Genomic DNA, 11,797 nt, shown 5'->3' on the forward strand with positions numbered 1-11,797 from the left:
CGTACCGGGTGTACTCGGACGATCCCGACAACGCAGCGAGCGTGCGTGCCAGGCGTCGCGGGGCAGGCGGGACTTTCGCAACACGCCCTAGGCGGATTCACCCTGCGGGCCGGCCTCGTCCGCGTCGTCGAACGCGCTCACTCCCGCCACGCCGTGGCCCTGGTGCTCACGGCCGCCGCGGCGGCGGCGAGGGCCAGGGCGGCCACGAGGGCGGGCCACGGGAGCGGGACGGTCGCGGTACGGGAGCCGGTGACGAGGGCCGTCACCGCGTGCCGCGCCGGTGAGCCGGGCGTCACGAGCGCGAGGAGCGAGCCGAGGACAAGGGCGGTCAGGGACCAGCCGCGGGAGCGGACGAGCGGCCGGGTGGTCAGGGCGCCCACGGCGGCGCCGGTCAGGACGCAGGCCGTGGTGGCGAGGAGACCGGCGGTCCCGGCCGGGACCGGGTCGACGCGGCGGAGGTCGCTCACCGCGGTCACGCCGAGGACGGCGACGAAGCCGAGCAGCGCCGCGCAGGCGACGGCGGCCAGGACCGCCGCGAGATGGGCCCGTTCGCGTCCGGCCGCGGCGGCCACCACGTGGCGGGCGGCGGACGGTTCCTGACCGAGACAGATCCGTACGAGCCAGGCCGTCACGGGGAGCAGCGCGGCGGCGGTGTAGCCGAGGGCGCCGAGCACGGGCTCCCCGGCCTGGACGCCGACGCCGAGGAACACCGCGTACAGCAGCACGGGCGCGAGCCAGCGCTGGGAGCGGACGAGCAGGCCGGTCCGGTAACGCAGGAGTGCGGTCATACCCGTCCCGCCCGGAGGGCCTCGGTGGTCGCCAGTTCGTGGATGTGCCAGGAGGCCTCGAGCAGGGCCCGCAGCGTCGTGTCGGAGTGCGCCGCGTCGACCGCGTACACCGTCGTGCCGTCGGGGCCGGGCTCGTACGAGGGCGCGCCGGGCAGTCCGTCGGGGAGCGGGCGGCCTCCGGAGGCCACGATCCGCGTCCGGGTCCGCGGGCCATCGTCGTGTCGCGGGGTCCCGGGTCGTACCCGTCCCGCCTCCACCGTGAACGCGGCGTCGGCCTCCCCCGCGAGCCTTCTCGGGTCGTGGTCGACGAAGACGACCGTCCCGCCCGCCGCGACCCGCTCGCGGACGGCACGGTCCAACTGCTCCCGCGCGCCCGTGTCGAGGCCCGTCCACGCCTCGTCGAGGACCAGGAGGCCGGGGTCGGCGAGCAGGGCCTGGGCGACGGCGACCTTCTGACTGCTGCCCTTGGAGAGTTCGGCGAGCGCGGTGTCGGCGAAGCGGGCCGCGCCGAACCGCTCCAGCCACTCCCCCGCCCTCCCGGCCGCCTCCGTCCGGCCGAGCCCCTGGACGCGCCCGAGGTGGGTCAGAAAACCGCGCGCGGTGAAGGGCAGGGTGGCCGGGAAGCGCTCGGGAACGTACGCCGTGCGTCGCGGCCTGCCGGTGATCCGGCCCTCCGTCGGCGCGTCGATGCCCGCGACGACCCGGAGCAGCGTCGACTTGCCGGTGCCGTTGGTGCCCGTGATCCTGACGAGGCTGCCCTGGGACAGGCCGAGTTCGACCTCGCGCAGTACCCACGGGCCGCGCAGGCCGTACCGGCGTCCCACCCGCGCCAGGTTCAGTTCGACGCCTTCTGCGGGGTGAGCTCGCTGGGCCGGACGATGACGAATCCCTCGCCCTCCAGCTTCAGCTGGACGGCCTCGCCCGAACCGCCGCGGATCATCGATCCGACGGACTGCGAGCGGTGCAGCGAGGTCTGCAGCTGGTGGCTCCAGCCGACGACGGCGTCGGTGTCCACGAAGACCGGGAACTGTGACGTGACGGGAATGACGATCGGGTTGCCCTCACAGATCAGGGCGATCTTGCCGTAGCCGGTGAAGACGCTGTTGAAGAGGCCGCCGCCGGTCATGCCGGCGCCCTTCACCGTCTTGATCTCGTAGCTGAGGGTGGAGTCGAAGCAGAGGACGTTGCGGCCGTTCACGGTGAACGCGTCGTTCTGCTCGATGTCGACGATGAAGCAGTTCTGCGCCTCGTGCGCGAACCAGGCCTCGCCCTGACCGCGCACGGCCATGAGCGCCAGGCCCTCGCCGGTGACGGCGCGCTTGAGCATGCCGCCGATGCCCTGGCCCTTGCGCTCGAACTGGAGGTTTCCGCGGAAGGCGATCATCGAGCCTTGCCGAGCCTGCATCTCGCCGTTGACGGCGTACTTGACGCATTTGGCGTTCTGCAGGGTCATACCGGGGAACGTGGCGGTCTCGGCAAGGTTCTCGCCGGCGAAAAGGTCGCTCTTCATGGGGGCATCCTGTCCCGGAACCATCCATTCCTCCAAGAAGCGTCTCCGCGGACGGTGGCAGACTTGCCAGGTGAGCAGCGAAGAGACCGACATCCGCGACGAGAAGCCCCAGTTCGTCCTCCCCCTGGTGGTACGGATCGAGCGGGCCGAGCCCCCGGCCCGTACCGACGCCCTGGAGACGGCCGCCCGCGCCGTCCTGGAGATCCTCGCCGACGAGCGCTCGTCCGGAGACGGCGTGTGGGCACAGACGATGACCGACTGGCAGGACGCCCGCATCCGCAAGGTCGTGCGCCGGGCGCGCGGCGCGGAGTGGCGGCGCGCGGAGGCGCTCCCGGGCATCACGGTGAGGGGGGAGGCCGCGGAGGTACGGGTGTTCCCGCCGGTCCCGCTGGACGGTTGGCCCAAGGAGCTGGCCAAGCTCCAGGTGTCGGGGACCGATCTGGAGGACCCGGCCGCCCCGGGCGCCCCCCGCCCGGGCGCGGCGCTGCTCCGGCTCAACCCGGAACTGGACATGTCCGCCGGCAAGGCCATGGCCCAGGCGGGGCACGGCGCGCAGCTGCTGTGGTGGGAGATGTCCGAGTCCGACCGCAAGGCGTGGCGCGAGGCCGGCTTCCCGCTGGCCGTGCGCACGGCCGATCCGGCGCACTGGGCGGAGCTGACCGCGAGCGGTCTGCCGGTGGTGCGGGACGCCGGATTCACGGAGATCGCCCCCGGTTCGTGCACGGTCGTGTCCGAATTCCCCGAGCTCGGTTCGCTCGGCGACTGAACACGCCCGTCCCGTAGTACGTATCTCCCGATACCGCCAAGGGGGTTGAACGGAACCCTCGTTGCCGGTTCAGTTCCGGTGACCGATATTTCGAACGTACGGGAGAGACACCTTGTCGCTACGCGTCAACGGGACGGCACTCATCATCGCGGCGCTGGTCGCGACGGTCGGCGCGCTCGCCTTCCCCGTCTGGTCCTACGCCGACCGCTCCGGTACCGGCCAGGCGAACCTCAACGCGTCGAGCGTCGCCACGCAGTGGGGGCCGCTGTCGGCCACCGACCGCGACTTCCTGGTCAAGGTGCGGCTGGCCGGCCTCTGGGAGCTCCCGGCCGGCCAGCAGGCCATTCAGCGCGCCCCGAGCAAGGCGATGGTGGACTGCGGCGACCACCTCGTCGTCGGCCACACCGACCTGGACCGGCGGGCCCGCACCGTGGCGGCGAAGCTGGGCGTCGAGCTGCCGAACCAGCCGACCGACCAGCAGCAGGGGTGGCTGGACGAGCTGACGGCGGCGAGCGGCCAGGAGTACGAGCGGAAGTTCGCGAACCTCCTGCGCAACGCGCACGGCAAGGTGTTCGCACTGATCGCGGAGGTCCGGCACACCACACGCAACACGCTCATCCGCCAGCTGGCGAGCGACGCCAACCAGACCGTCCTCGACCACATCACCATGCTCGAGGCCACCGGGATGGTCGACCACGACGCCCTGGCGAACGAAGCGGCCGGCCGCAAGACGGCGCCGCCCACGGGCCCGCCGGTCGTGTCCTCCCCCGCGACCCCCTCGCCGGTCGGGCCGTCCGGGACCGACCAGTCGTTCACCTCGCGTCCGGTGCCGGAGGGCGGGCTCGTGACGCCGCACTCGGAGCCGTAGCGCCGCCGAAACCTCAAATCAACCTCTGAACGTCCCCCTGACTGGATTCGAACGTGCCCGGCGGGGCCATCACGTGGGGGACTGAAGGAGGGGGACATGACGGAACTCGGCATCGGCATCGGCTGGCGGCCGGAGATCGCGGAAGCGGTCGAGGCGCTCCCGGGCGTCGACTGGGTGGAGGTCGTGGCGGAGAACGTCTGCCCGGGCCATCTGCCCGACTCGCTGACGCGGCTCCGCTCGCGCGGGGTCACGGTCGTCCCGCACGGCGTCTCGCTCGGCCTCGGCGGCGCGGACCGGCCGGACGCGGGACGGCTCGCCGATCTGGCGGCGACGGCGACGGCGCTGGGGGCGCCGCTGGTCACGGAGCACATCGCGTTCGTCCGGGGCGGGGGCGCGCTCACCGCGACGCCGTCCCTGGAGGCGGGCCACCTGCTGCCCGTGCCGCGCACACGGGACGCGCTGGACGTGCTGTGCGAGAACGTCCGGATCGCCCAGGACGCGCTGCCGGTCCCGCTGGCCCTGGAGAACATCGCGGCGCTGTTCTCCTGGCCGGGAGAGGAGCTGACCGAGGGCCGGTTCCTGGCGGAGCTGGTGGAGCGTACGGGGGTACGGCTCCTGATCGACGTGGCCAACCTGCACACGAACCACGTCAACCGGGGCGAGTCCCCGTCGAAGGCGCTCTCGGAGCTCCCGGTGGAGGCGATCGCGTACGTCCACGTGGCGGGCGGCCTCATGCGCGACGGCGTCTGGCACGACACCCACGCCCACCCGGTTCCGGAGCCCGTCCTGGACATCCTGGCGGAACTGGCGTCCCGGGTCTCCCCGCCGGGCGTCCTGCTGGAACGGGACGACAACTTCCCCGTGTCCGAGGAGCTGGCGTCGGAGCTGACGACGATCAGGGATCGGCTCTCCCTGGCCCGGACCGCCGGCGCCGAGGCGGCGACGGCCGCTGCCGCACCCCCGCCCGCACCCGAGCACGCGCTGCTGATCGGCGCGGGCGCCCGGGTCTCGGGCGGCCCGATGCCGCAGCCTTCGAGTGGTCCGATGCCGCAGTCGTCGGGCGCGCCGCTGCCGCAGCCCCGGCCTGCGGAGCCCGCGTCGGCGGTGTTCACGGTCGCAGCATCCCCGGTCGCTGGGTCCACGGTCGCAGCATCCCCGGTCGCTGGGTCCACGGTCGCGGCATCCCCGGTCGCTGGGTCCACGGTCGCGGCATCCCCGGTCGCTGGGTCCACGGTCGCGGCACTCGGGGGCGCGGTACCCGGGGGCGCCGACAGGCGGCTCGCCGCCGTCGAGCCCGGAGCCGTCCGCGTCACCGCACCGGCCGAGAGCCCCGGCGGCGCGGGCGCGCGGGAACGGGTCGCCGTGGCGCAGGCCGCGCTGCTGTCCGCACTCGTCGCCGGGACGCCCGTGCCCGAGGGGTTCGACCCGGTGCGGGTAGGGGTGCAGAGCCGGGCCCTCGTAGGGAAGCGGGCCGACGTGATCGCCAAGATCGCGCCCGAGCTCCCCGTGATCCTCGGCGACGACTACCGGCCCTGGTTCCGCGCGTACGCCAGGTCCCGCCCCATGACCGGCGGCTACCGCCGTGACGCGCTCGCCTTCGTCGAGCACCTGCTCGTGGCCGGACGCCCCGAGGATCCGGACGCCCGGCGCCGCCTCACCCGCTGGTGGCAGGAGCGCACCGACACGCGCCCGCCCGGCCCCGCCACCCGACTCATCCGCGCTGCCCGCGCCGCACTCGTACGGAGGTGACGCCCTCATGAACCTGATCGCACTGATCTTCTGGGCCGCCGTGATCACCGGCTCCATCCTGCTCATCGTCAGCCTCCGGTCCGCCCGCGCGGACCGCGGCGGTTCCGTCCACGACGTCGCCGAGGCGGCGTTCCTGGCCGGCGGCCCGCCCCGGGTCGTGGACACGGCCCTGGCGACCCTGCACGCCGAGGGGCTGATCGGGGTCGGCGGGCCCGGCCTCGTCGTCGTCCTCCGTCCCGACCGGCGGGCCCGGGACCATGTCGGCCGTGCCGTACTGGAGCAGCTCGCGGCCGCTCCGAGCGGCGCGCTGCACGAGCTGCGCCTCGCGGTGATGCGCAGCCCCGCCGTCCAGGAGATCGGCGACGGCCTCGCCGCGCGGGGTCTGATGGTGGCCCCGGACGCCCGGCGCGCCGGCGGACGCGCGTGCCTCGCACTCGGCATCGGGTCGCTCGCGCTGCTCGTCACCTCGATCATCCTGACCGCGAGCGCCGACCGGGAGCCGTTCGAGGTGCCCTTCTTCGTCAAGGTGATCTTCGTACTCTTCGCGGGCATCGTCACTGCCCTGGTCTGCGCCGCGTACAACGCCAACCGCGCCACCCGAGGCGGTCGGCGGGCGTCGGCCGAGTACCACCGGGACCACGTGTACGACGCCGACGCCGGGCACCAGGTGGCGCTGCGCGGACTGCGCGGGGTGCAGGATGCCGAGCTGAGGAGCCAGCTGATCGCGGCGGCCCGTATGCCCGTCGCCAGGACCCGGCCCGTGACCGCGCCCGGCGGGTCCCGCCCGCACGGCACGCACCACTCGCACGGCACGTCCGGCTCGGACGCGGTGCTGATCCCGGTGCTCTGGTGCGCGGGCACGCCGGGCAGCCCGGGCGGCTGCGGCGGCGCTTCCGGCAACACCGGAGGCTCCGGCGGCGGAGGCGGGACGGACAGCGGGTTCGGCGGCGGCTGTTCCGCGAACGCCTGCTCCGGCGGTTCGTCGGGCGGGTCGAGCTGTTCGAGCTCCGGCGGTGGCAGCTCGTGTTCCGGCTCCAGCGGTTCGAGCTGTTCCAGTTCCAGCGGTTCGAGCTGCTCGAGCTCCAGCGGTTCCAGCTGTTCCAGCTCCAGCGGCTGACCGGGTCGATTCCGGCGACACCGGCCGGAGACGCTTTACAACGGGGTGGCGGCCGTGCTGACGATCCTGCCGTGAAAGCCCTCGCGTTGACCGGAACCGTCGGGTCGTTGCTGCTGACCTCCCTCACCGCCGCACCTGCCCCCGCCCTGGACGCCCCGCCCGCCGAGACCGGTGGCACCGTGGTCGCCGCCCGCCGCGCGGCCGCCGAAGGAATCCGCTTCGGCGACTGCCCGGCGGCCGAGAAGCTGCCGCCGTCCGTCCGGTGCGGCACCGTCCGCGTCCCGCTCGACTACGCGGACCCCGACGGCGTCCGGATTCCGCTCACCGTCAGCCGGGTCAGGGCCTCGGGGCCGTCCGCCGACCGTCAGGGCGCGCTCGTCTTCAACCCGGGCGGCCCCGGCGCCTCGTCGACGTACTTCCCTCTGGTCGCCGAACTCCCGGCCTGGAAACGGATCGCCGCCGCGTACGACCTGATCGGCTACGCCCCGCGCGGCGTGGGCGCCTCCGCCCCGGTCTCCTGCCAGGACCCCGCCGACCGCCCCAAGGGCCCCACCCCGGCGCCCACCCACCCCTCCGAGGTCTACAAGCGGGAGCGGATCGCCCGCGCGAAGACGTACGCGCAGGGCTGCGCGAACCGCACCGGCGCTGCGCTGCGGCACTACCACTCGCTCAACAACGCCCGTGACCTGGAGGTGCTGCGCGCCGCGCTCGGCGAGCCGAAGCTCACGTACATGGGCGCCTCCTACGGCACGTACTTCGGCGCGCTGTACGCCACGCTCTTCCCTCACCGGGTGCGCCGCATGGTCTTCGACGCTCCGGTCCACCCCGCGCCGGGGAAGATCTGGTACGCCAACAACCTCGACCAGTCACGCGCGTTCGAGGCCCGCTGGACCGACTTCCGCAGCTGGGTCGCCCGGCACGACAAGGTGTACGGCCTGGGCGCCACCGTCGAGGAGGTCCAGCAGAGTTACGAGAAGGTCCGCGCCGAACTCGCGGCACGGCCGGCCGGCGGGCGCGTCGGCCCGGGGCAGCTGCACGGGGCGATGCTCCAGGCCGGGTACCACGACGGCTTCTGGCCGTTGCGGGCCACGGCGCTCGCCCGGTATCTGAAGGGCGACCCGAAGCCGCTGATCGAGCAGGCCGCGCCGAGCGAGGAGGTCACGCCGTCCACGGGCAACGGGGCGGCCGTCTACACGGCGGTGGAGTGCAACGACGCACCGTGGCCGGAGGACTTCGCCGTGTGGGACCGGGACAACGTCTGGGCCAACCTGCCCTGCGCGTACTGGAAGGCGCCCCGGCAGAGGCCGCTGGACGTACGGACCGGTCCCGGCGTGCTGCCGCCGGTGCTGATCCTGGCGGCCGAGCGGGACGCGGCCACACCGTACGCAGGGGCCCTCGAACTGCAGCGCAGGCTGGCGGGTTCGGCGCTGGTGACCGAGCGGGAGGCCGGTACGCACGGGATCGGGGGCGGGGCGAACGCCTGCGTCAACGGTTACCTGGAGAGCTATCTGCTGACGGGGGCCGTGCCGGAGACCGCCGGAGGGACGCCGGTGCGGCGCGCGTCGTGCGCGCCGCACCCGGAGCCGGACCCGGTGTCGCTGGAGCGGCGTACGGAACTCCGTCCGCCGTCTGATCTTCCGGGTCAAGGGATGACGGCCCGGCAGGCAGCCGGGCCGTCACCGAGTCGGTAGGGCGGCCGTCAGGCCAGGCCCGCCACCAGGTCCGCCACGGAGCGGCGGCGCCCGGTGTAGAACGGCACCTCCTCGCGGACGTGCATCCGCGCCTCGGAGGCCCGCAGGTGGCGCATGAGGTCGACGATGCGGTGCAGCTCGTCGGCCTCGAAGGCCAGGAGCCACTCGTAGTCGCCGAGCGAGAACGAGGCGACCGTGTTGGCGCGGACGTCAGGGAAGCCACGGGCCATCTTGCCGTGGTCCGCGAGCATCCGGCGGCGGTCCTCGTCCGGCAGCAGGTACCAGTCGTAGGAGCGCACGAAGGGGTAGACGCTCACGTAGTCGCGGGGCGTCTCGTCGGCCAGGAAGGCCGGGATGTGCGACTTGTTGAACTCGGCGGGGCGGTGCAGCGCCATGTTCGACCAGACCGGCTCCAGCGCGCGGCCCAGCCGGGTGCGGCGGAAGAGGTTGTACGCGTCCTGGAGCTCGTCGCTCGTCTCGGCGTGCCACCAGATCATGACGTCCGCGTCGGCGCGCAGACCGGAGAGGTCGTACGTGCCGCGGACGGTGATGTCCTTGGCCGCGAGCTGGTCGAACAGCTCCTGGACCTCGTCGGCGTAGCCGGCGCGGTCCTCGGGCAGGTTGTCGCGCAGCTTGAACACAGACCACAGGGTGTAGCGGATGACCTCGTTGAGGTCCTTCGCCTTCTTACCGGCGTTCGGGATCTTTTCGGGCGCACTCATACGCCTATTCTCGCCCGTCACGGACAGTGCCCTGCACCAGGGTGGGTGGTTGGGGACGTGGCGATGATCTCGTCGGCGAGACCGGCGGCGATCTCGTCGGCGGCGCGGGTGCCCGAGGCGATGCAGGCGGGGATGCCGACGCCGTCGTACACGGCCCCCGCCACCCGCAGTCCGGGGACGCTCGCGACGGACTCGCGGATGCGGGCGACGCGGGCGAGATGGCCGACGGGGTACTGCGGGAGGCCGCCGGTCCAGCGGGTGACGGTGGTGGCGACGGGCCGGGCGGTCAGCCCGGCGGCCGTGGCGAGGTCCTTCAGGGAGGCCTCGACGAGGTCGGCGTCGTCTCGGAAGACCTGCTCCTCCTCGCCGTAGCGGCCGACGGAGGTGCGGAGGAGGAAGAGGTCAGGCGCGCCGTCGGCGACCCACTGCCACTTCTGGCTGGAGAAGGTGGACGCCTTGATGGTGTGTCCGTCGACGGGCGGCACGAGGAAGCCGGAGCCGGGCAGCGCGTGCACGTCCTGCCGCCGGAACGCGAGGGTCACGAGCGCCATCGAGGCGTACTCGACGGTCCCGAGCTCGCCGGCGGCGACGGGCGCCTCGGTCGCGAGGAGTTCGGCGGCGGCCCAGGCGGGCGCGGCGAGGACGACCGCGTCGGCGAGGAACTCCCGGCCGCCGGCGTCGACCCGCCATGCTCCTCCGTCCGCCACGCGGCGCAGGCCGGTCACGGGCATGAGGGTCAGGATCTCGCCACCCGCCGCGCGGACCGCTCCGGCGACGGCCTCGGGGAGGGTGCCGATGCCGCCCTCGATGCCGAGGAAGGCGGAGCCGCCGAGGCCGGTGGCCGCGCCCGCGGCGTCGGACGGGGTCGCGGCGCCCGCGCGCTGGACGGCCCGGACGGCGTCGGTGAGCGTGGGGTGGGTGCGGGCGGCGGCGAAGAGCGCGGGGACGGCGGCCCGCATCGAGATGCGGTAGGCGTCCCCGGCGTACACCCCGCCGAGCAGCGGTTCGACGAGCCTGTCGACGACCTCGTGGCCCATCCGCTCGGCGACGTACGCGCCGATGGCGATGTCCTCGCCGATCTCGCCGGGGGGCAGGTCGCGGTCGTGCGCGACCCGGCGCAGGCCCTCGTCGGAGAGGAGTTCGGTGAGCGCGGCGGGATCGCCCGGGACGCCCATGACGTGGCCCTTGGGCATCGGACGCAGGGTGCCGCGGGTCCAGACGGACGCGGTGGTCGTGGCGGGCGGCCGGAGCCGGTCGCCGAGGCCGACGGCACGGGCGAGCGCGATCGCCTCGGGCCGGCGCGCGAGCAGGGACTCGGCACCGAGGTCGACGGGGGCGCCGGCGATCTCCCCGGCGAGCAGCTTGCCGCCGAGCCGGTCGCCGCCTTCGAGCAGCGTCACCCGGAGCCCGGCCGAGACCAGTCGGTGGGCCGCCGCGAGACCGGCGATACCGCCTCCGACGACGACGACATGCCTGGTCCTGGTGTCCGCGTTCATGGCTCCACTCTCTCAAACCCGTTCCGAGGCCGGAACGTGACCGCATCGCTACCGCACGGGCGAAACCCGGGCGCCCCTCCCCCACGTCGAACCGGCGACATTCGCCACCGTCCCAGGGGGGATTCCATGAGTGGAGCACGAAGAGCGGCCGTGGCGCTGCTGACGGTCTCGCTGGCGCTGACCGGCTGCGCCGCGGGCGCGTCGGACAGCGGTGCGGACAGCAAGGGGCTGAGCGCGGCGAAGCCCGCCGAGGGGGCCGGGGGCGCGGGCGCCGCCGACCGGGGCTACGAGGCGGACGAGGGGGCCGCGCCCGCGGAGAAGCCGGCCCCCGCGCTCCAGCGCCAGCACGTCATCCGTACCGCCGAGCTGGCCGTGGAGGTCGAGGACGCGACCGGGGCGCTGGCCACCGCCCGCCGGGTGACCGAGGGTGCGGGCGGTCATGTCGCCAACGAGTCGACCGAGCGGATCGACGAGACGCACATGACCTCGCGGGTCGTGCTGCGCGTGCCGCAGGACGCGTACGACGCGGTGCTCGGGGAGCTCGCGGGTACGGGCCGGCTGCTGTCCAGGAAGGCGGACGCGAAGGACGTCACCGAGCAGGTGGTGGACGTGGAGAGCCGGATCGCCACGCAGCGGGCGAGCGTCGACCGGGTGCGCGGGCTGATGGACCGGGCGACGCGGCTGAGCGACGTGGTCACCCTGGAGGGCGAGCTGAGCCGCCGTCAGGCCGACCTGGAGTCGCTGCTGGCCCAGCAGGCTTCGCTGAAGGACCGTACGACCATGGCGACGATCACCCTCGAACTCAGGGAGGAGACGGAGCGGGCGCCGGACTCCGAGGACCGGCCGGGCTTCCTCGACGCTCTCGCCGGTGGCTGGAACGCGCTCGTGGCGGCACTGGCCTGGGCCGGGATCGTCCTGGCGGCAGCGGCTCCCTGGCTCGCGCTGGCCCTCCTCGGTTGTCTGGTGTGGCGTCTGCTCGCGCGCTCGCGGGCGCGCCGGACGGAACGCTCCCCCGCCGCGGAACCCGAGGTGCATGGCGAGCCGGTCGGGCGCGCGGCCCCCGGAGCCGGGGCGGGCGCTGAAGAATAGA

General features: G+C 73.9%; 11 protein-coding genes. 6 read left to right on the forward strand and 5 right to left on the reverse strand.

The genetic code is table 11. The features are described 5' to 3' along the window. Window positions 1-137: 137 nt before the first annotated feature. The 3 genes from ACZ3IJ_RS32990 to ACZ3IJ_RS33000 are packed head-to-tail and all read right to left on the reverse strand — an operon-like array spanning window position 138 to window position 2,298. Window positions 138-788: an ABC transporter gene (locus tag ACZ3IJ_RS32990; protein ID WP_467474345.1), complete on the reverse strand. Its 651-nt coding sequence runs from the start codon at window positions 786-788 to the stop codon at window positions 138-140. Next, window positions 785-1,627: an ABC transporter ATP-binding protein gene (locus ACZ3IJ_RS32995; protein ID WP_467474560.1), complete on the reverse strand. Its 843-nt coding sequence runs from the start codon at window positions 1,625-1,627 to the stop codon at window positions 785-787. Before ACZ3IJ_RS32995 ends, ACZ3IJ_RS32990 begins: the two co-directional genes overlap by 4 nt. After that, on the reverse strand, window positions 1,624-2,298 hold the full coding sequence (locus tag ACZ3IJ_RS33000) for an AIM24 family protein (protein ID WP_467474347.1): 675 nt from the start codon (window positions 2,296-2,298) through the stop codon (window positions 1,624-1,626). Before ACZ3IJ_RS33000 ends, ACZ3IJ_RS32995 begins: the two co-directional genes overlap by 4 nt. 70 nt (window positions 2,299-2,368) lie before the next feature. Here ACZ3IJ_RS33000 and ACZ3IJ_RS33005 point away from each other — a divergent pair, with 70 nt between their 5' ends. The 5 genes from ACZ3IJ_RS33005 (at window position 2,369) to ACZ3IJ_RS33025 (ending at window position 8,489) form a co-directional block, all read left to right on the forward strand. Further along, entirely contained in the window at window positions 2,369-3,064 is a 696-nt protein-coding gene (locus tag ACZ3IJ_RS33005) for a peptidyl-tRNA hydrolase (protein ID WP_467474350.1), read from the forward strand. 112 nt (window positions 3,065-3,176) lie between these two features. Next, window positions 3,177-3,932, forward strand: coding sequence for a DUF4142 domain-containing protein (locus tag ACZ3IJ_RS33010; RefSeq protein WP_467474354.1), 756 nt, complete (start codon window positions 3,177-3,179; stop codon window positions 3,930-3,932). 96 nt (window positions 3,933-4,028) lie between these two features. After that, on the forward strand, window positions 4,029-5,681 hold the full coding sequence (locus tag ACZ3IJ_RS33015; RefSeq protein ID WP_467474357.1) for an MbnB/TglH/ChrH family RiPP precursor modification enzyme: 1,653 nt from the start codon (window positions 4,029-4,031) through the stop codon (window positions 5,679-5,681). Between the two features lie 7 nt (window positions 5,682-5,688). Further along, entirely contained in the window at window positions 5,689-6,798 is a 1,110-nt protein-coding gene (locus tag ACZ3IJ_RS33020) for a TIGR04222 domain-containing membrane protein (RefSeq protein ID WP_467474359.1), read from the forward strand. Window positions 6,799-6,869: 71 nt separating this feature from the next. Then, window positions 6,870-8,489: an alpha/beta hydrolase gene (locus tag ACZ3IJ_RS33025; protein WP_467474562.1), complete on the forward strand. Its 1,620-nt coding sequence runs from the start codon at window positions 6,870-6,872 to the stop codon at window positions 8,487-8,489. Between the two features lie 8 nt (window positions 8,490-8,497). Here the strand turns inward: ACZ3IJ_RS33025 and hemQ are convergent, their stop codons facing one another. Both hemQ and hemG read right to left on the reverse strand, forming a co-directional pair. Continuing rightward, the gene (hemQ, locus tag ACZ3IJ_RS33030; protein ID WP_467474362.1) at window positions 8,498-9,211 is read right to left on the reverse strand and encodes a hydrogen peroxide-dependent heme synthase; all 714 of its coding nucleotides are present in this window, start codon (window positions 9,209-9,211) and stop codon (window positions 8,498-8,500) included. A 17-nt stretch (window positions 9,212-9,228) separates the two neighbouring features. Continuing rightward, window positions 9,229-10,707 carry a protoporphyrinogen oxidase gene (gene hemG, locus ACZ3IJ_RS33035; protein ID WP_467474365.1) on the reverse strand — a complete coding sequence of 493 codons (1,479 nt, stop codon included), beginning with the start codon at window positions 10,705-10,707 and terminating at the stop codon, window positions 9,229-9,231. Window positions 10,708-10,833: 126 nt separating this feature from the next. Between hemG and ACZ3IJ_RS33040 the strand changes: the two genes are divergently transcribed. Further along, window positions 10,834-11,796: a DUF4349 domain-containing protein gene (locus ACZ3IJ_RS33040; RefSeq protein WP_467474368.1), complete on the forward strand. Its 963-nt coding sequence runs from the start codon at window positions 10,834-10,836 to the stop codon at window positions 11,794-11,796. Window position 11,797: the final 1 nt, after the last annotated feature.

Source organism: Streptomyces sp. NPDC013317 (assembly GCF_055563155.1).

Bases quoted from the DNA above. Each gene is read 5' to 3' on its own strand.
- ACZ3IJ_RS33040 (WP_467474368.1), top strand. From the start codon at position 10,834: ATGAGTGGAGCACGAAGAGCGGCCGTGGCGCTGCTGACGGTCTCGCTG.
- ACZ3IJ_RS32990 (WP_467474345.1), bottom strand. From the start codon at position 788: ATGACCGCACTCCTGCGTTACCGGACCGGCCTGCTCGTCCGCTCCCAG.
- ACZ3IJ_RS33015 (WP_467474357.1), top strand. From the start codon at position 4,029: ATGACGGAACTCGGCATCGGCATCGGCTGGCGGCCGGAGATCGCGGAA.
- ACZ3IJ_RS33000 (WP_467474347.1), bottom strand. From the start codon at position 2,298: ATGAAGAGCGACCTTTTCGCCGGCGAGAACCTTGCCGAGACCGCCACG.
- ACZ3IJ_RS33020 (WP_467474359.1), top strand. From the start codon at position 5,689: ATGAACCTGATCGCACTGATCTTCTGGGCCGCCGTGATCACCGGCTCC.
- hemG (WP_467474365.1), bottom strand. From the start codon at position 10,707: ATGAACGCGGACACCAGGACCAGGCATGTCGTCGTCGTCGGAGGCGGT.
- hemQ (WP_467474362.1), bottom strand. From the start codon at position 9,211: ATGAGTGCGCCCGAAAAGATCCCGAACGCCGGTAAGAAGGCGAAGGAC.